Raw genomic sequence first — 19,772 nt, 5'->3', positions numbered from 1 at the left:
CCTAGCTTGGAAGATTCAGCCTTTGCATCAAACGCGGCATCGTCGCCACAAATCCCAACCGCTCCGATTCGCGCAGCAATACCTTCAAGGCCTCCATATTTGAGCCATCGCAACGCGGCAACCATTGCCCGGCCACCTCGATCAAACGCACGTGATGGCTGACCCAGGCGCAAGGCGCCGCCTGGGCGATAGCCGCCAGGGCCTGAGCCTGTCGGCTCGCTTGCGCGAAGTCATCCTGGAGCAGGCAGGTTTCAGCCGCCGCCACCCTGAAGCGCAGGGCGTTGTGCGCCAGGCCGTCTTGAGTGAGCAAGGCTTCGCCACGCAGCAACGCCTGGCGGCTCAGTTGCGCGTCGTCGACGATCAAGGCCAGGCTGCCGTAGACCCAGGGGCCGATGTAACGCTGCAACGCGAAACGCTCCACCAACCCGACGGACTCCTGGATCAGTGCCTGCGCCAGGTCGCGTTCATTCCGGCGCAAGGCGACACGGGCCAAGCCCTCCAGCAGGATCGCCTCGAAACGACTGGCGCCTATGCCACGGGCCAATGCCAGGGCATCCGCCAGTTCCTGCCCGGCCTGCTCGTCCTGCCCCGTCGCCACCAGCACCCAGGCAGCGGTCAGGCGGGAAAAGACCTCCGCGCGCCGGTTACCGATCTGGCGACTGCAAACAACCGCGTCCATGGCGTCACGCAATGCCAGCGCCGGCTGGCCCAGGTAAAAATGCGTCGAGCCACGGGCACTACGGCTGCCCGCCTCGACATGCGCCAACCCGTGCCGCTCGCACAAGCGCACACACTGGTCGAAGACCTCATAGGCGGTCTGCATCCGCCCCTGGGCATAGTAGGAATCACCAATGCCACTCAGGGCCTTGGCTTCGGTTTCGAGGTTCGCCGCGAGACGCGAAAAGGACAACGATGCCTCATGCAGGCGTCGGCATTCGGCGTAGTCACCCCGTGGAAAATAGATATTGCCGTGTAGCTGATACAGGCAAGCCAGCGCTGTGTTCGCCTGCAGCGCACGGGCGATAGGCAGTATCTCCTCGATCAGTTGCTCCTCATCCTCCAGGCAATCGAGCGTATTGAGGACCGGAGCCAGCCCCAGGGCCGCCTCGATCCGCTCCTGTGCAGGCCCGGCCAACACCAGTGCGCGTTGGAAACAATCCCGCGCCTGGGCCGTTTGCCCCAAGCCCGCATGGGCCTGACCACAGCGCAGAGCCAAGGTAAAACTGCCAGCGGCGCGCTCGACAAAACCCTCTCCCTGCTGCGCCAGCGCGAGCACGCTGTCGTACTGGCAGGCCTGCAGTTTTTCCTCCATGGCGACCAGCAGCGCATCGAAGGCCGCCGGATCCCTGGCCCGTAACAGATGTTGGGCATACAGGGCTCGATCACGCTCGCGGTACAGACCCGCGACCTCACGGTGCAACTGCTCGCGCACGGCATCCGGCATCGTGTCGTAAAGGCAGTGCATGACCAGGTCATGGACGAACAGGTAGCGGCCTGGCTCGGTTTCCCGCAGCAGGCCCTGGCGCATGTCCGCGCTCGGAAGATAGTCGGGCTGCCCCAGGGCCTCGCGCCAGAGCGCCAACTCACAGCGGTTGCCGAAGATCGCGGCGTAACGCAGGGCACGGCGCTGCTCGGGCAGCAGCCGGTCGAAACGCGTCTGGATCAGATGACGCAGGCTGTCGGGGAAAACACCCTCACGACTCGACAGCAGTTGCGTCAGGTACAGCGGATTACCCTGAGCACGCTTGACGCAGTCGGCCCGATAGTCCGGATCGACCTCGCTGAACTGATCCGCCAACAGGCTGGCGTCGCGCGCCCGTATCGGGGCGATATCGAGCAGGCTCATGGGATTGGTGCAATACGGGCGCAGCGCGCTTTCCAGCGGATCGCCCTCATGCCGCGAGGTCAACAGCCAAACCACCGGCGCCTCGTCGGTGGCATCGAGCAGCTTGCCCAGCAAGGTGCACAGCACGACATCCGCCCAGTGCAGATCCTCGATACAGATCAACAACGGTTGTAGCACCGCCACCCGCAGCAACAACTGCAAGAGGGCCATGAACAAGCCCTGGGTCCGTACCTCGTTGCTCATCGCCGCATAATGCTTGAGGGGCTCGTCGGCCCGATGCTCCCCCATCAGCACCCGCAGGAACATCGAGTGCTCGTCCGCCAGTTTCAAGCGCAGCAACGCGCCTTCCAACTCCGCCGCTCCGACCCGGGGCCGCGTGCCCAAGCCGAGCAGGCTTCGCACCAACTGCCCCAAGGGCCATAAGGCGTTGTCCATGCCGAAATCCAGCACGTCGCTGCGATGCCAGGAGAAACCACCTTGCCGCGCCATCTCGCAGAACTCGGTGACCAAGCGGGTCTTGCCGATGCCCGCCATGCCGCGCACGTAAACCACATGCCCGTCCTGATACGCCTGGGTGGCCTCGATCACGCCTTTGAACTGCAGCACTTCGATGGCCCGGCCCACCAGCGGGCGCGAGGCGCTTTCGTCCAGGTGACGCAGACGCAGGCATTGGCGATAAGCAGGAAAACCATCCTCGAGCGTAGAAAACTCGAAGCGGGCGCGAAGCTGCTCCAGCAACCCCCGGGCGACATGAACCGGGGCATGGCCATGCGGGTCACGGCGATTGTGGCCGAGTAGCCGGAACAGTTCCTCGTCGTCCGCCGAAGCATCCGCGCCCTGACGAACCAGCCGCAGCACGATCCCGTGGCCGGGCCTGGCGAACGGTTCACGGCTCAACGCCAGGGCGCATAACAGGCCGCGTTCGCTGTCGCTGCGATAGGCCTGCGGGGCACCGAACTGTGCCACGATGACATCGCCGCGGCGCTCTACCCGCACCCCGCCGAACTGACGGATCAGGCGCTCGATCTCCGCCAGCAACGGCGCACGTCGCTCAGGGCTGATGGCGGCCCCCAGCACATCGGTTTCAAAGCTCAGTTCCAGCACATAGCGGATCACATCATCGTCGATCGGCCGAGACATCTGTGTCGCCAGGACCGTCTGGTGCAGATCGGCAATCGACTGCTCGATTTCTACCAGAGCGCTGGTGACCGAATGCCCCAGCAGTGCCCCGACGTCGACCTCGAAAGCCGTCGCCAGGTGACGAGCCGTCCGATAAAGCACCGGCTTGCCGGTCTCGGCACGCTTGATGGAGGCAATCGACACACACAGGTGGCGGTTCAGGCACGCCTCGGCCAGGGTTTCCTGGCTCAGGCCGTGCTGTTTGCGCAGCCCCTTCAACAAGCCGGCATCCAGTAGCACGCGCCCATCGGAAACCGCAGGGGCCCGCTTGGGCACAGCAGAAAATGCGCTCTGTTTGGAGTCCATGTCGTTAAGTCCCGGGGCGACGCCTGGCAGCCGCACGAGTGTACTCCACATCTGATACCGAACTGATACCGCACTGACACTGCTCTGGACTGTCTCGTCGACACCGTGCTTCCGATACTGGGCCCCATCAATTGAGCCCAATTGATCACACCAGGACGATGGGAGAAAGCAATGAGCGACGAGATGAAGGACAGCGTAGGCAGCTCGGACAAGACGCCACGGGATATCGGCGGTTCGCAGTTGTTGGGACGAGGCTTGAACCGACTGGACTGGGCCGAAGAGAGCAAGGAATGCCAGAAAGTAGGCGACACCGAGGCCGCCAAGCGGCCCGTGCCCTACAAGGACACCGTGTACAACGTGGGCAAACACGTCACCGTGACCACGGTGACCAAGGAAAACTATTTCACCGAGACGTTTCTCTCACGGGACGAATACGAGAAGCACACCCAGTCCAGCGTCGAAGTCTCGGGCAGCTACGGTGCGTTTTCCGGCGGTTTCAAAGCCACCTTCGGCACCGATATCAAAAAGCTCGAAGAACGTGAAGCGGCGATCTACAACCACACCGTGCGGCTGTGGAAACTGACGTTCGAGGTTAACCCGGCGAACAGTACCGAAGCATTCAAGGATAGGGTCAAGGGACTGCCGACGAGCTTTGATCCGGCGCACCCCAAAGCCTTCTTCAACTTCTTTGTCGACTTCGGTGCCGATATCGTCAACGAGGTAGTCGTCGGCGGCGCACTGAACTATGCGATGACGGCCCTAAAGACCTATCTCAGCGAGAAAAATACCCTCGATGCCATGGTCAAGGCCGAGTACGGCACGTTCATCAGCGCGAAAGCCAGCACCGAAATCTCGGAGGAGATCAAGAAACACCTGGCCCACCGCAGCGTCAGCCTGACCACCCAGGGCGGCACGCACTCCATCAACTTCAATGCTGGCGCCCCCGCCAACTGCAACGCGGACTTCATGGCCTGGCGCGAATCCCTGCCCGATGACCCCAAGGTCGTGGAGCTGAAACTGGTGCCGATCTACCTCTTCGTCAAAGAGGGCGACACCCGCACCGCGCTGGAAGCGGCCTACCAGTGGTACACCAGCTACAAGACGGAAATCGAAGCGAACTGGAAGGAGTCGGTGATTATCGTCGGCCGCTCCAGCCTGCCGACCACCGTCAACGCCGCGGCAAAAGGCCCGGCCTTGCGCATGGTGTTCGTCGACAGCAACAGCAAAGGCACCAGCGAAAGCTTTCACTATCCCCCACAGGCGGATGCCTCCCAGGAAACTTTCGATCAGTTTTGGGACGCCCTGGCCCTGCTGCTCAAGCAAAAGACCGGCTATAAGTTGCTGATGGCGACCGAACGCTGGCCACGGGATAAAAAACACTACCCGAGCCCGTCCATGCGTGAGGCGCTGCGCCAGAACGGCGCCAGCGAGCGATCGCTGCAACGCTGGGAAAGCCTGACCCAGAAAAGCCAAGCCAACCCGATCGCCGGCCTGACCTATGTGCTGGCCGGCAATGACTTCGAATTTCCAGGGGTCGATGGCCTGATCGCCGGTTTCGGTCAGCCAGGAAAAGACCTCAACCCGACGGTGAAGGTTGTGGCACGCCTTGCCCATGACTCGTTCGGCCGGGTGAAAGTGGTCCAGACGGGCAAGACCCTCGAAGACCCGAAAACCGTGCTGTATATCGTGCGCAACAACACCGGCGCCAACCCGGCGCTGGCCATGGATCCGCAACACCAGGACCGGGTGGCGATGCAGACACCCGATACGCAAAACCCCGGGCAATTCTGGTACATGCCCGAACTGGAAAAGCCCTACCCTGAAATCAACCACCCGATTCTGCTGATCAACTACCAGACGGGGACTTGCCTGCAAGGCATGCTCGACCAGGGCGACTGCCGTCTGACCCCCATGGGCCCTGGCCGGCAGCAGGACGACGTGATCTGGGACCGGCGTGGCGACCATGTCTTTCACCTGCTGATGGTGTACTACCATCACCACCATCTGAATCTGACTCAGGTCGAAAAGCGCGCGGCGGTACGCCCCTGGCGCGAGCCCCATGGCATGGACTGGTTTCGCGAGGCGCATGTGCCGTTCAATTGACGGCATGACGCCTGGCGGATAACGCTCGTCGTCCCGGCCCGTACGCCGGGGCGACCAGTCTTGAACAGGCAGCGGAACACTGCGGCCTTTGCAGCCTCACTCTTACCTTGGCGGTCCGACCACGATGCAAGTCTTCAACTGCGTACCTTTTATCGGCGATGGCGATGAGGTCGATCTCGACACCCGCCAGTTCCCTTATCTATACAACGACCATGGCCTGGCACGCCTCAAGGCTCATGAAGAGGGTCGGTTGATCCACTTGGCGCCGGACAACCCCGAGCTTGAACGGGGGGCCCGCTATGAAGGCATCACCTGGAAGCCCAAGGAAATCCCCACCAGCAGCGGTTCCTACACGATCAAGTCGTTCGACTTTCATGCCCGCGAAGTGCGCTATGAACCGATGTGGGCCACGGAAGAAACGGCGCAGGCCTTTGGCATGACCTTGCTGCGCAGCGGTGAATGCATCCGCTTCGACTATGAGCAACTGATCCTGGGCCAGTACACCTACGGCAAATGGGCCGGGCACCAATCGCCCTACCTCGCTGTGGCGCGCCAGCGCGAGTTGCTGACCTACAATCCGACCGACCTGGAATACCACGCCTTTCCCCATGCGTTTTTTTCCCGCTATGGCCGGCTGCCACTGGTCATCAGCGTGGCGCGCTGGCGGCCTTTCGTGGACGAGATCTTTCTCGCCGACCTGTGGCTGCGCCCCGGGGACGCGCTGGTACTGCCCCCCAAGACCTTTCCCGATGCCCCGCTGTCCGGCGCGTCCCCGGAGCAAAAGCGCCTGAAGATCGTCGATATGCACGGCAATCGAAACTCAGCCCTCGCCTGCTGGTTCAAGGAGGGTGAGGACAGCCTGTTGACGGAAACCATCCTGGCCAATCATGACCTGATGAACTCCGAAACGGGCAGGCCCCACTATCACGAAGAACAGGCGCCGACCCGGCATGAAACACCGGCGGATTTCCTCTGATACACCATCGGCAGCCGTGACGCCCCGGGAATCAATCGTAAGTGATCGAGATGGTCACGTTGGTGGCCAGGGTCCCCTGGCCGAGCGCGCCAGCGGTCTTGTGGTAGGCCCCGAGCAACGGCAGGACCGCCAGGCTACCGGTCGTCGCCACAGTGCGACTGCGCTGGGCAACCGTGCCATTGGCGGGAATGGTCGAGGTCCCGCCACCTGCCGGCCGCTGCGCCAGCCACAGGCCGATACCGCTCGCGGTCCCGGTATTGGCAAAGCGCGCGCCATCCCCGGCGGCAGGCGTGCCAGCAAACAGGAAGGTCACATTGCGGATGTCCGTATCGCAGTTGGCGCTGATCTGGAAGTTGTAGCTTCCAGCATGCGCGACGCCCTCAAAATCCGGAACCTTGACGGTGGGCAGCGTGATCGGGCGGTTCACATCACTGAGCGCCAGGTTACAGGTACCACCGTCGATCCGACCGCTGAAACGCAGGATGCCGGTAGTGGCGGCGTGGGCCACGCTGGCGGTAATACTGACGCTGATCGCCAACAGCAAAGGCAAGGCTCGAAGGTTCATCGGGTAGTCCTCATGCGGTTTCAGTTATAGGTAATAGAGACGGTGGCGGTACTGGCGAGCGTACCCTTGCCGACCGTGCCGATCTTCCAGTACGAGGCTCCCAGCGGTAGCACCGCGCGGTTGCCGGACACCGCCACGGTGCGCCGGCTGTCGGTACCGTCGGCACGGATGGTCTGGGCGACTCCGCCGATGCGTGAATAGAGCTGCAGGCCGATACCGCTGGCCGTGCCGGTGTTGGCGAAGCGATAGCTGCTCCCGGGAGCGGGCGTACCGGAAAAGGCGAAGGTAACGCTGGAGGCATCGCTGCAATTGGCCGTCAACTCGAAGTCGCGGGCGCCCGCCGAGTTTGCGTTGGTGAAATCACTGACGCGCACGTTATTCAAGGTAATGGCGCGGTTGACATCGCCGGCGGCGAGATCGCAGGTGGCACTGGGGGCGACAAAGCGCACGGCCGTGTTCAGGACCGCCGTATGGATATTGTTTCCATACCATCTGTTTTCATGGAGATTCCCGCTAGCGTAGGTGCCGCTGGCAACTGGCCCGATCTTGTAAAAACGCGCCTGCATCGTGCGGATGTCATGCCGATATTGTGCCGCCGGAAGCGTTGCCGCCTGGCTTCTCATATTGAGGTGATAGGTGGCCCCGGAGAGAAGCGTCGCCACGATCTGGATGCCAACGCCAGGAACATTCGTCCGATGAACGCGACCACTCACCCCCGGTACCGTCACCACATCCGCATCGGTATAACGCCCGGTTTCCACCTGCGAGACGGGGGCATTGCAGGTACTGACACCACTTGGATAGGCGCCGGTAAATACCTGGCTGGCGATCAACCCGCCCACCGGCAAAGTGGACGGCACGGTGATGGTGGCCGGAAAGGACACGCTGGTTCGGCCGTTCGGGTAATAATCGCACGCGTGGGCGGCAAGCGGCAGGCCAAGGACCAGCAGTGTCGGAATGAATGAGGTGGAAGGTTTCATGTTCAGTCCCGCAAGAATGAAATAAGGCATTGGTCGGCGTCGGGGGTGGCTGTTCACGCTCCGATCAACTGGTTTCATCGGTGGTGTCGCGCTCGTCCGCCCCAGGCACTTCCTCCGAGGCGATGGCGACATCGCTTCGACAATCGCCCCCGTCCAGCAGGCGCAGGCGTTCAGCGCCGGCAGCCGAATGCCCCGGGGCCAGGTCGTAGTCGAGACGGCACGCCGCCGTGGCCAGGGAACCCCATTTGACCGTCAACTGCCCCTGCTCCCGAGGCACGCGGACAAACGCCTTGCCGCCCTGCCCGACCATGCCGACACTGGCGCCGTTTTCATCGAATACATCGGCGCCGAATGGCAGCGGGCTGCCGTCCTCGCGTAGCGCCGTGATCAGCATGGCCTGGCCGCTGACGGTCTCGTACTTGAGCATCACCACGGAGCCGGCGCGTGGTGCCACGTTCAGCGCGGCAGTCTTGAGTTCCACATCGACGGACAGGTCCTTGGGGTCCAGTTCGACGACGTTCTTGCGATACGGGGTGAGATGGGGCACGACGGCAAAACCGTTCTCCCCCACTTGCGCGCCGTGGTTGCCGTTGACCCGTGCGCCCGTGGCATCAGGCACCTGGATGACGCCGAGGGTGTCGCCCAGCTCCGAGGCCCGGGTCACGCCGCCCGGATGAGCGACAATGCCGCCGGTCATGCCCAGCGACGCCGAACGGTAGTCGCTGCTCTGGCCATAGCTACCGGACACCACGCCATGTCGACCGAGGTACTGCAGGTCGGCGCTGGCACCGCTGCCATTGCCCTGGGCATGGTTGGCACTGGCCCCATAGACGAACTCGCTGCGCTCGCCGAAGCTGCCGCCGAGGCTGACCCGCTCGCCGCTGCTCTGATCGCCGTGGTAGGCCGCGGTGGTCAGGGTCGGCGAACGAACACCGCCGCCCAGCGGCATGCTCAGGGTCAAATCAATCTGCTTGTCGACCCGGTCACTGAGCAGGTCGCGGCTGCGCTGGGCGCCGATGGTGTAGTGCAAGCCCTTCCAGGTGCCGGTGTAGCCAGTGGTGAAGGTCAGGTTGCCGTTCTTGCGGTTCCAGTAGTTCTGCGAGGACCCGGTGAGATAGACCGAGCCATTGCCCAGGCTCTGGTTGAGGCTGACGTCCATGCGGTCACGCAGCCGCGAAACCCGGTCCAGGTCGAGCCCCTCGAGCGCGAGGTCGCGGACCCGCGCGGCATCGCGCACGCTGAGGAAATCCTCGGTGGAATAGCGGTACGCGCCGAGGGCGAAATGGGTGCCGGTGGCGGCGAAATTCTTGCTGTAACGCAGCTGCGCACTTTGCCCCTGGCGCGAACCGTGCCCCGGGATCCGTGCGTTGGAGTTCGTCAGGTCGAATGACAGCGCGCCATACGGGGTATTGAACGCCGCGCCGAACAATTGCGCGTGATAGTCCTCGCCGAGCACCGCTCCGGTGTAGCCGGTCAGCAGGTTGCTGAGGCCGTGCTGGTAGGTCGCCTGCATCAGCCTTGGCGGATGCCGCAGGCCGACCTCATCCAGTTGCCCAACGCTCAGCGCATAACGGTTGTAGCCAGGACGCAACAGGTTGGCATTGGCGGCAAAGGGGACGATGAACTGGCGCTGGCGACCGTCGGCCTCGGTAACGGTGACTTCCAGATCGCCGCCGTAACCGGTGGGGAACAGGTCGTCGAGCACGAACGGGCCGGGCGCCACGCTGACCTCGTCCAACAGGATGCCGCGCTGACGCACGCTGACCCGGGCGTTGGTCTCGGCCACCCCACGCACCACCGGGGCAAAACCGGTCAGGGAATCCGGCAGCATGCGGTCATCGGTAAACAGGCTGGCACCACGCAGGCGGACACTGTCGAACAACTCGCCCGAGGTATAGATTTCGCCCGCCATCATCTGCGATTGCAATGGGGCCAGTTCGCGCTGCACATAACTGGCACTGCTCTGATAGCCAGAGCCGCCGCCATTGGAACGGCTGTAGCTGCCGTTATGACGAAAGTGCCAGTCGCCCAGGTTGAGCCCGGTGTTCAGCCCCAGATAACTGGAGTTGAGCGAGCGACCATTGGCCTCGGTGGCATAGGTGTTGACGTTGTAACGCACAAAGGCCGCATCGACTCCGCTGTCCCACTGCTGCGGACTGACATAACCGCGTGCCTTGCGTGACAGATAAACCTGTGGAATCTGCAGGCTCAGGCGGCTCTCTCCCGAGTCGAAGCGGGCGCTGGCGCCCGGTATGTAGGTGGCGATATCGCCGCAGACCGACTCGGCGGGAAACGTTGCCGGCGGTGTTTCGCCAGCCTTCGCGGCCTGCTCGGCGACACCGTCGAGGTCGATGCCGAACGTGAGCAATGCATCACGCTCCAGGCACAGTTGCGCCGCGTCCTGCCCCTCGACCGCGGCGAAGGTCAGGGTTTCACGCCCGATCCACTGATCGTTGAGGTAGACATCGGAACGGTAGGTCCCCGGCAGTACGACATTGCCCTGGTTGAACCGGGAAATATCGACCTGCAAACCGGCCGCCCCACCCGGGAAAAAAGCCGGGTTGAACGCCACATGTTCGACCCCATGGCTCACCATGGCCTGAGCCCCACTAAGCAGCAGCAGGCTGCGGGCGATAAGCGTCAATCGTTGGCGTGACAGGGGCCAATTTCCTGCTCTGGCTGACGTGTTCGAACTCATGTGTACCGTTCCAAAAAGTAGCTGCTGTCCGAATTTCGGCAAAGCGAATTCCTGCCTCGATGAATGGGCAAAAACGGGCTTGGGCGATCAACTGGATGACGTGGGTCAATCCGATGCGGTGGACGCTGGTGTCCTATGGGGTGCTACGGCGGGAGACAGGCCGTCATGGTGTGATCCTGGCCGTGTGCGAAACCCTGACGCCGAAATCATCGATCGTCTGAAACTCGGCGGTCATCGCGCTACTCGGCAGTGACTTCAGGCCCGACAACAGAAAACGGTTGTGGCCATTGGGCACCACCATGTTCTCGGCTCCCGACGCACCGAGCTCCCGGGCATGCCGCTGCCCCGCCGCGACCAGATCGATCTGATCGAAGCTCAGGTGATAAGGCGTCGGGTTGTAGACTTCCAACATCTGTCCCCGCTCGCTGGAAACCTGTCGCCATTGCAGTTTCGCCGCAGCCGCCTCGACCTCGTAGGGCAGCTTCGTCGGGCGAAAGAACAGCTTGATCCGAGTGCGGAAAGCCAACTGCAACTGGTTGCTCTGCTCGGTATCCAGCCCCTGGGAAGGCACCTCCAGCACGTTGAGCCAGAACAGACTCTCACGTTCCTGCGGCAACGGCTCGCCGGTATAGGCCAGGCGCAGCACCTGGTGCTGGTCCGGCTCCATGCGAAAGATCGGCGGCGTCAGCAGAAACGGAATCCCGGCCAGATCCGGCGTGGATTGTTCATCGCCATTGTCCAGCCATACCTGGAGCAGAACCGGTTTCTGGTTCTTGCTTTCGAGCCTGACCGTCACTTCCTTTTCGTGCTGTGGGTAGACCACGCGCGTGCCGCTGATAACAACACTCGCGTGCAGCGGAACGGCCACCAGCAGCGCCATCATCAGGGCCATGAACGACGCCAGGGCGCGGGAAATCGGAATCGCATTCATGTAATGGGTTATCCGCTATCAAAAAACCAGGTTGGCCGAGTGGCGCACGCGGGCGCCGAAGTCGCTGACGGCGGTGAACTCGACCTTCGCCGCGCCATTGGGCCGGGTCGGTAGTCCGGGCAAGGCAAACAGCTTGACGTCACCGGAGGGCAGCAACAGGCTGTCGTTGGCCGCCTTGTTCGCCGCCTTGCTGTAACGCTTGCCATCGCCGAGCAAGTCGACCGAGGCGAGCGACACGTGGTACGGCGTCGGATTGGTGGCTTGCAGCGCATAGCCCTGGTCATGGGGCACCAGTTTCCACTGCAGTTTCGCCGCGGCGTTGTTGACCGAATACGGCAACGCTGGTGGCCGCAGGAACACCCGCAAGCGCGTACGGAAAGACAATTCGATCTGGTTCTTTTGCGCGGCATCGGCGGAAGTCGGCGGCACTTCCAGCACGTTCAGCCAGAACAGACTTTCGCGATCGGTCGGCAATGGCTCGCCGGAATAGCGCAGGCGTACGGCCTGTTGCTGATGCGGCTCAATACGGAAGATGGGCGGAGTCAGGGTGAACGGCGCTTGCGCGGTCGCCGGCGTGGAGCGCAGGTCGCCAGCATCCAGCCAGGTCTGCACCAGTGCCGGACGGCTACCCTTGTTCTCCAGGCGCACGATGACTTCCTGCTGTTCGGCGGGATAGATCACCCGCGTGCCATGAATGATCACGCCGGCGTGGGTGGGCAACATCTGCAGCGCTAGCAGGGCAAAAGCACAGGAGGCAAAAGCGAAGCGGGCCATGCTTTTCATCGGCTGGGTTCTCTTCGGGTCCGAGGGAAGGACCCGCGGGGCTATCGCAGGTCCGAGGCAGGCAAGGTCTGCGTACGCAGACCTGAGCACCCCTTAGTCGGCGTACACGACCATGAAGCCGACACGGGTATTGACCGTACCCTCGCGGGCCAGCCCACTGGAGTACATCTGCGCGGCCAGCGGGATAATCGCCTGGTTGTCAGCGATGACCACCCCTTCGGATTTTTCGCTGTAGACGTTGATCGGCGTACCGTCACGGTTGGTCACTTCGACCTGGACGTTCTTCGCGGTGTCGGTGTCGGTCGGGTCGTCGTGGCCGTCGATGTTCAAACGACCGGTGGCAACATCGATTGCCGGGCTGGTCGGATCGAACGCGACCATGGCGGTGCGCCCGTTGGTGCAGGCGCCCTCGCCCGGCGCGCCAATGCGAATGGTGAAACCGGTCAGGTTGGCGCGATCACCGGCATTCGCCAGACGCGAAGCGGAGACGCCGCCCAGGTTCACGTCCTTGACCACGGCACCGGTACCCGGCGCAGCGCCCTCGACGGTGCAAGTCACATCGGTCACCAGACCGCTGAAATTGATCACGCCGTCGTTGGCGGATACCGGCAGCGATACCGCGGCGGCCAGGGCCAGAGAAACAGCGACGGAGGAGAGTGCAGTAATTTTCATGGCGTTCCCGTTCGTAGGTTTAAGGAGCCCCCGGCAATGATTGAGGCTCGGTACCTAGGTTCCGGGCGTACCTCGTCGGCGGGGGAAACCCTACTTTGGTCCTGCGCGGTGGTATTACCCATCGAGAAATCACGAGTATTCATTCGTGATTTCTCGAAAACTCATACACCCGCCCCCCAACCGTACCAAACGCCCTCACACTAGACTTTCGGAAGGACCTCAAGCGCTGCGTTGCCATGCCGAAGCGCACATTGCAGCCTATGCGCGCATACGTTATAACTTGACCATAAAGACAGATAATTCTTACAAAGAATTACACTTACAACACGGATCCTCTTCATGTCCCCTTCGTTTTCAACCCCATACACCGTTATGTTGTTAGACGACCATGAGGTGGTTCGACAAGGGATCGAAATCGGCCTGGCCAAAGAAGCGGATCTTGAAGTGATAGGGTCCTTTGGAACTGGTCGGGAGCTGGTCACGGCACTGGCGCAGCGGCCAGCGGATGTGGTGGTGATCGATTTCATCCTGGGGCCTTCGGAAATCGACGGTATCAACCTGATTCGGGTGCTCAGGCGACGCTTCGGTAAATGCAAGCCGCTGGTCCTGTCCTCGCACTACACGCCAGCCACCGTTGCCTTGGCGCTGAAGGCCGGGAGCCGGGGTTTCCTGGGCAAGGTGCAGAACCTGGGTGAACTGGCCAGCGCCATTCGAACCGTCGCCCAAGGTCGGATTTACCTACAGCCCTCCATGACCGCAAAAATAACGGAGGCGCAATCAGGTTTCCCTCTGGCCCACCTGGGTTCGAGTCCCGAACTGTCCAGCTCGTTGGCCCAGAGCTCCAATCTCTCGCCGAGAGAACAGGAAGTGCTGCGTTGTTTCCTCGATGGCATGTCCGTGAACGCAATCGCCGCGAAGTTTTCGCGCAGCGCCAATACCATCAGCACACAAAAGCAATCGGCTTATCGCAAGCTCGGCATCAAGAACGACAGCGAGCTGTTCAAGATCTTCCATCAAACCCGGGAATCCGTTTCTCAGGAATAACGCCACTGTCAGGTAACGAGGCCGTTGGCAATGCCGGACGAAGCGCTCGGATCGGCGTTGAACCCGGCGCCGTGCTGGTCGTGGACGATCAGCCCGCCCACCGTTTTATCCTCAACGAACAACTCAAGATACTGGGCATCCGCGCCGTGGTGGTGTCGAGCGGCGCGCAAGCCTTGCAGGTCATAGAGCAACAGCCCATCCGACTGCTGCTGCTGGATTGCTGCATGCCGGGAATCAGCGGTTACGAGGTTGCACGGCGCATTCGGGCGCGGGAGCGTGGGCCGGACTATTTGCCGATCATCGCCCTCTCCGTGCAGAGCGGCCCGGCCCACCAGAAGCGCTGCATGGACAGTGGCATGGACGGGGTGCTGAAGAAGCCGCTGTACCTGGACGCGCTGCGCAATCTGTTGCAGTTATGGCTTGACCATGAACCCTCGCCCGCCGCCCCGCCAGTGCCGCATTACGACGCCGCCATGTTGCAGTCGCTGTACCGCGAAGCCCTGGAAAAAGACTTGGCGGCGCTCCAGGATGCGGTCAGCCGCGCAGATTTTCCCGAGGCCAGCCACCGAGCTCACCGGATCAAAGGGGCCGGATTGATGATGGGCGCCCAGGCGATTGCCGAGACAGCAAAAGCGCTTGAGCAGGCCATCGGCGCCAAGGCCGGTGATACGCCCCTCTGGGACGCCATTGCACAACTGCTGCAGGCCATCGAACACTGGTATCGCTAGTCTCAGTGGGCAGAGATGTAGTGACCCCATCCGCCATCGGAACCCGCCAGACTGACACAACGCAGCGCCAGAACGGTCGTCGGGTCCACCAGCGCCACACGATGGCCGCGTACCTGAAAGTCTTCGCAGTGGCTAAGCACCAGGGGCAGCTCCGTGCAGCCGAGGATGATCACCTCGGCCCCCTGCTCACACAGATGCTCGACCGCCAGCAGCAATTGCTCCTTGCACAGGCCATCGGTGAAACCGGCCTTGATGCCGCGCTCGCCATAGATGGCGTTCATCACCAGTTCCTGATAGTCGAAGCCGGGAATCAGCAGGGGCAAGCCGGCATGGCGGGCGGCCTGGTGGTAGACCTGGCTCTGCACCGTGCCCGAGGTGGCGAGCAAGCCGATGTGCTTGCCACTGCCGTGCTGCCGGGCAATCGCCTCGACGGTTTCACTGAGCATGTTGACGATCGGTACTCGCAGGTAAGGCTGGAGTCGTTCAACAAAGGCATGGGCGGTGTTGCACGGGATCGCGATGGCCTGCGCGCCGGCACTTTCCAGGCGCTTGCAGGTGGCGTAGAGCGCCAGGGTCGGGTCGGCTTCGGCGAACAGCAGGTTGGCCGTGCGATCCGGGATCTGCGGGTTCTGCTCGACCACCATCTTGATATGTTCCTGGTCGCGGCCCGCCGGGGTGTGGCGGACCACCTTGGCCATGAAGTCCACGGTGGCCGCAGGGCCGACACCGCCGACGATTCCCAGTTTGAAGGGTACCTGCGGCGGCTCATCGTCGGCGCTGGTCACGGCGGCGGCATAGATCTCGTTGATGTCGAGCACGCTCAGGCCGCGCCGCTGCAAATCGGCGCAGACCAGCGAAAGCTCGGTCAGCCCCGGCACGATCAGGTTCGCACCCTGCACCTGCAGCGCCAGGCAGGCCTGGTACACGCCTTCCAGCGGTACGCCTTGCAGATAGCCATCCTTGATCCCGTTAAGGCCGTACATGGCGTCCATCAGGGTGCGCTGCTCCGATTCGGGTGGATAGACCAGCTGGAAATCGCCGCCCAGGTAGCGTTCGAACAAACCGGAGTGACGCACATAATCCGAGGCCAGAATCCCCAGCCGCGTGCCTGGCTCGGCGATCCGGCGAATATGTTCCGCCAGGGCCGCCATCAGGTCGAGAACGGGAATCCCCAGTTCCTGCTGGATTTCTTCACGGAACGTCTGGCTGGCGAAACAGGGCAGCACCACCGCGTCGACCCCGCCCGCCTCGAAGGACTGGCAGACCTGGAACACATAGAACTTGCGCGCGGTCATGCTCGCTTCGCGGTCCAGGGGCAGCAGCACGTCCTTGAACGGATGCTGCTCGAAGAGGAAATGGTAGCGCCCCTGATCCGCCAGCACCGCCCTGGACTTGACCAGCTTGAAGAACAGATCGCCGCCGGCCAGCGAGCCAAGGCCGCCGACGATGCCCAGCTTGCGGGCAACTGGCAGCGCCACGGATGTTTTGCCTTGGGTATTCATGGTCGAGACTCTCAAACCGCAGTAGCCGGGGTACGTGCAAGTACAACGGATTCGACGGCGGGCAGCTCGCCGCCTTCCGCCTCGGTCTCATGCACCTGCTCGGCGCGGGCGACCACCGCAGTGGCGATACTGTTGCCGACCACATTGGTCGCGGTGCGAGCCATGTCGAGGAACTGGTCGATGCCGATGATCAACAACAGGCCGGCTTCGGGCAGGTTGAACATCGGCAGGGTCGCGGCCACCACCACGACCGAAGCCCGGGCGACACCGGCCATGCCTTTGCTGGTGACCATCAGGGTCAGCAGGATCAGCAACTGCTGGGTGAAGCTCAGTTCAATGTTGTAGGCCTGGGCGATGAACATGATGGCAAAGGCCTGGTACATCATCGAACCGTCGAGGTTGAACGAGTAGCCGAGGGGCAAGACGAAGCTGGAGACACGTTTCGGCGCGCCGAACTTCTCCAGGGCCTCCATGGTTTTCGGGTAGGCGGACTCACTGCTGGCGGTGGAAAACGCCAACAGGATCGGCTCCTTGATCAGCTTGCCGAGGGTGAACACCGAACGTCCGAGAAACAGGTAACCGGCGCCGAACAGCACCGCCCAGAGAAGCGCGATACCCAGGTAGAACTCCGCGATCAGCTTGCCGTAGTCCAGCAGCAGGCCGAGGCCTTCAGTGGTGATCGCACTGGCGATGGCGGCGAACACGCCGATGGGCGCGAAGGCCATGACGTAGTCGGTGATCTTGAACATCACCTTGGCCAGCTCATCCACCAGGCTGGTGATGCGGGTGAAGCCGGCCTGCTTCAGCCCCGCCAACGCGAAACCGAAAAACAGCGAGAACACCACAATCTGCAGAATCTCGTTGTTGGCCATGGCCTCGGCAATGCTGCGTGGGAATACGTGACTGACAAACACCTTGAGGCTGAAGTCGCCGGTATTCACCACCTGGGCCGCGACCGCGCCCTGGTCGACATGCAGGTTCATCCCGGCACCTGGCTGGAACAGGTTCACCAGCAACATGCCGATCAGCAGCGAGATCAGCGACGCACTGATAAACCAGGCCATGGCCCGGGTGCCAATACGGCCCACCGACCGCGAACTGCCGAGGCTGGCGATACCGCCCACCAGGGTGGCGAACACCAGGGGCGCGATAATCATCTTGATCAGGCGCAGGAAGATATCGGTGACCATCGAGAAGTAAGCGGCGATATCCTTGGCCGACTTGGCGTCCGCCGCGAAGTGATGGCACAGCCAGCCGACCAGGACCCCGGCGGCAATGCCGATGGCGATATGACGGGGCAATCTGTTTTTGCTCATGGTGTTTCCCTCAAGTCTGTTGTCGGTTTTTTTGCTTGGCAGGAAAAAGATCGTTGGCCCGGCCGCTCTACGGCGTCGCGCCCAAATACATCACTTACAAACACCTCGGTCCCTTGTAGGAGCCAGCTTGCTGGCGATGGCGGCCGCCTGATCGATGCAAGACTCACGGGCCTCATCGCTGCGATGCGGCGTCCCGACAAGCCAGCGCCTACAGGGGAGCGTGTCCATGGGTCGATTCTAGGGTGAGCCGGATCGGCAGATGATGAGTAATAGCCATCGCCCGATGCGCTTTTGGAATAGTTAAGAAAAAGCCGACGAAGCCCGCCAATTGCTGACGTAGACTTCTGCTCACCGCGACCGAGGTGGGCAGCATGCAAATCAAGTGGCTGGACGATCTGCTGGCGATCGAGCAATACAAGAATTTTTCCCGGGCCGCCGAGGTGCGCTGCGTCACCCAATCGGCGCTATCGCGACGGATTCGCTCGCTGGAAGACTGGGTCGGCGCGCAACTGGTCGACCGCGGCACCTACCCGGTGCAATTGACCCAGGCCGGCCAACTGTTTTGCGAACAGGGCCGCGAGGCACTGGCGGCCCTGCTGGAATTACGCTCAACCCTGCGCCAGGACGAAAAAATGCCTGGGCGTTCGATTCAGATCACGGCGGGCCACAGCCTGTCGATCACCTTTCTGCCCAAATGGCTGGCGCAATTTCAAAAGCATCACGAGCCGTTCAACGTGCGGGTGGTCGCGGCAAATATCCACGACGCGGTGATTGCCCTGGCAGAAGGCAATTGCGACCTGATGATCGTTTACCACCACCCCCAGGCGCCGATCCTGATCGACGCCGACAAGTTCGCCAGCCTGCCCCTGGGTCGGGACGCCTTTTTGCCTTTCTGTGCGCCGGACCGTAGCGGCAAGCCGCTGTATCGACTGCCCGGAAAGGCTGGAAAACCCGTCCCCTACCTGGCCTACACCGCCACGACCTTTCTCGGACGAGTGGCCGACCTGATCCTCAAGAACGCGGCCACGCCTTGCGAACTGACCCATTGCTACGAGGCCGACATGACCATGCTGCTGATGCAGATGGCCATCGAAGGCTACGGTGTGGCCTGGCTACCGCAGAGCGCGGCCGCGCCGGCCGTGGGTAGCGGGCAACTGGTGAAGGCCGGTGGTAATGAATGGAATACCGGCCTGGAGATTCGCGCTTATTGTTCACTGACGAACCAGAACCCGACCATGCGGGAATTGTGGGAAACCCTGGGGAAGGCTTCGCGGGAGGTGAGTGAGTAGAAGATCGCGTCGGCGACTTAAGAAAAAGTTAAGGTTTTCTGCAAATCTTAAGATTTTATTGGCCGGCTAAAGAAAAACTGCGGGATCGAACCAAAAATTAAGATTTTCATCATGGGCTTGGCTGAATATGTTTCACGGTCTCAGCGGGCACCTAAACTGGGTTCACCCACTAACCGAAGGACATAGAATGCTCATTGTCTTCAGCGGCCTTCCTGGTACCGGAAAAACGACTATCGCAAGTGGCCTTGCCACCAGAACAAGTGCCGTGTATCTGCGGATCGATACGATTGAGCAGGCTATCCGAAATTCCGGTGCTCTGGCACAAGACGTGGGGCGAAGCGGTTACATGGTCGCCAATGAGCTTGCGCTGAGCAATCTTCGTTTTGGCAGTACTGTCATAGTCGACTGCGTTAACCCAGTAATCGAAAGCCGTAAAGCGTGGAACGAAATCGCCATACACGCGGGTGTTCCATTAGTGAATATCCAGGTGGTTTGCTCTGATAAACATGAACATCAGCGACGGGTAGAAGCCAGGAAGATTGATATTCCTGGGCTGACGCCGCCCACCTGGCAGTCTGTATTGGATCATGAATATGAGCCGTGGGATAACGCCCCGTTTGATATAGACACAGCCCTGACGTCTCCGGCGGAGGCAGTGGCAATGATCGCCAAACAATTTTTAGCCAAGGAGTAGCACGAGCTAAAAGCTCAACGTAGCCAGGGGTGATCAGCAGACGCTTACCCTGAACAATCCTCTATACCGATTGAAACTTTTCGACTTAAATACCCCCGCCAGTCACATTCCGGGACCGAACACCTAGCTTGCAGATATCGGTGAAGCATGGAGCCGCGTA

15 protein-coding genes are annotated in these 19,772 nt (G+C 61.8%); 6 read left to right on the top strand and 9 right to left on the bottom strand.

Going from position 1 to position 19,772, the window contains the following annotated elements; genetic code table 11:
* Window position 1 precedes the first annotated feature (1 nt).
* Window positions 2-3,331 (bottom strand): ATP-binding protein, encoded by a 3,330-nt coding sequence (locus AC07VG_RS22775; protein ID WP_495021902.1) that lies wholly within the window; start codon window positions 3,329-3,331, stop codon window positions 2-4.
* 171 nt (window positions 3,332-3,502) lie between these two features.
* Between AC07VG_RS22775 and AC07VG_RS22770 the strand changes: the two genes are divergently transcribed.
* Window positions 3,503-5,434: an MAC/perforin domain-containing protein gene (locus tag AC07VG_RS22770; protein WP_495021901.1), complete on the top strand. Its 1,932-nt coding sequence runs from the start codon at window positions 3,503-3,505 to the stop codon at window positions 5,432-5,434.
* Between the two features lie 124 nt (window positions 5,435-5,558).
* Window positions 5,559-6,410: a hypothetical protein gene (locus AC07VG_RS22765; protein WP_495003098.1), complete on the top strand. Its 852-nt coding sequence runs from the start codon at window positions 5,559-5,561 to the stop codon at window positions 6,408-6,410.
* 31 nt (window positions 6,411-6,441) lie between these two features.
* Here the strand turns inward: AC07VG_RS22765 and AC07VG_RS22760 are convergent, their stop codons facing one another.
* The 6 genes from AC07VG_RS22760 to AC07VG_RS22735 form a co-directional block, all read right to left on the bottom strand.
* Complete coding sequence (locus tag AC07VG_RS22760; protein ID WP_248800128.1) at window positions 6,442-6,975, bottom strand: fimbrial protein; 534 nt, start codon at window positions 6,973-6,975, stop codon at window positions 6,442-6,444.
* Between the two features lie 20 nt (window positions 6,976-6,995).
* Window positions 6,996-7,985 carry a fimbrial protein gene (locus AC07VG_RS22755; protein WP_495003097.1) on the bottom strand — a complete coding sequence of 330 codons (990 nt, stop codon included), beginning with the start codon at window positions 7,983-7,985 and terminating at the stop codon, window positions 6,996-6,998.
* A 34-nt stretch (window positions 7,986-8,019) separates the two neighbouring features.
* Complete coding sequence (locus AC07VG_RS22750) at window positions 8,020-10,653, bottom strand: fimbria/pilus outer membrane usher protein (RefSeq protein WP_495021900.1); 2,634 nt, start codon at window positions 10,651-10,653, stop codon at window positions 8,020-8,022.
* Window positions 10,654-10,816: 163 nt separating this feature from the next.
* Complete coding sequence (locus tag AC07VG_RS22745; protein WP_495021899.1) at window positions 10,817-11,584, bottom strand: fimbrial biogenesis chaperone; 768 nt, start codon at window positions 11,582-11,584, stop codon at window positions 10,817-10,819.
* Between the two features lie 18 nt (window positions 11,585-11,602).
* Entirely contained in the window at window positions 11,603-12,367 is a 765-nt protein-coding gene (locus AC07VG_RS22740) for a fimbrial biogenesis chaperone (protein WP_495003094.1), read from the bottom strand.
* A 93-nt stretch (window positions 12,368-12,460) separates the two neighbouring features.
* Window positions 12,461-13,039: a fimbrial protein gene (locus AC07VG_RS22735; RefSeq protein ID WP_495003093.1), complete on the bottom strand. Its 579-nt coding sequence runs from the start codon at window positions 13,037-13,039 to the stop codon at window positions 12,461-12,463.
* A gap of 372 nt (window positions 13,040-13,411) precedes the next feature.
* Between AC07VG_RS22735 and AC07VG_RS22730 the strand changes: the two genes are divergently transcribed.
* Window positions 13,412-14,083 (top strand): response regulator, encoded by a 672-nt coding sequence (locus AC07VG_RS22730; RefSeq protein ID WP_495003092.1) that lies wholly within the window; start codon window positions 13,412-13,414, stop codon window positions 14,081-14,083.
* Between the two features lie 80 nt (window positions 14,084-14,163).
* Complete coding sequence (locus AC07VG_RS22725) at window positions 14,164-14,811, top strand: response regulator (protein ID WP_495003091.1); 648 nt, start codon at window positions 14,164-14,166, stop codon at window positions 14,809-14,811.
* Window positions 14,812-14,813: 2 nt separating this feature from the next.
* On the opposite strand, the gene cuyB is transcribed toward AC07VG_RS22725, so the two are convergent.
* Both cuyB and AC07VG_RS22715 read right to left on the bottom strand, forming a co-directional pair.
* The gene (gene cuyB / locus AC07VG_RS22720) at window positions 14,814-16,313 is read right to left on the bottom strand and encodes a cysteate racemase (protein ID WP_495003090.1); all 1,500 of its coding nucleotides are present in this window, start codon (window positions 16,311-16,313) and stop codon (window positions 14,814-14,816) included.
* An 11-nt stretch (window positions 16,314-16,324) separates the two neighbouring features.
* On the bottom strand, window positions 16,325-17,629 hold the full coding sequence (locus AC07VG_RS22715) for a dicarboxylate/amino acid:cation symporter (protein WP_495003089.1): 1,305 nt from the start codon (window positions 17,627-17,629) through the stop codon (window positions 16,325-16,327).
* A gap of 371 nt (window positions 17,630-18,000) precedes the next feature.
* Between AC07VG_RS22715 and AC07VG_RS22710 the strand changes: the two genes are divergently transcribed.
* Both AC07VG_RS22710 and AC07VG_RS22705 read left to right on the top strand, forming a co-directional pair.
* Window positions 18,001-18,918: a LysR substrate-binding domain-containing protein gene (locus tag AC07VG_RS22710; protein ID WP_495021898.1), complete on the top strand. Its 918-nt coding sequence runs from the start codon at window positions 18,001-18,003 to the stop codon at window positions 18,916-18,918.
* 187 nt (window positions 18,919-19,105) lie between these two features.
* A complete protein-coding gene (locus AC07VG_RS22705) occupies window positions 19,106-19,612 on the top strand; it encodes a P-loop nucleotide/nucleoside kinase family protein (protein WP_495021897.1) in 507 nt (168 codons plus the stop codon).
* Window positions 19,613-19,772: the final 160 nt, after the last annotated feature.

Source organism: Pseudomonas sp. GW821-FHT03C07 (assembly GCF_059420925.1).
The sequence above is the reverse complement of the archived record's forward strand: the minus strand, read 5'-3'. Positions and strand labels throughout refer to the sequence as shown.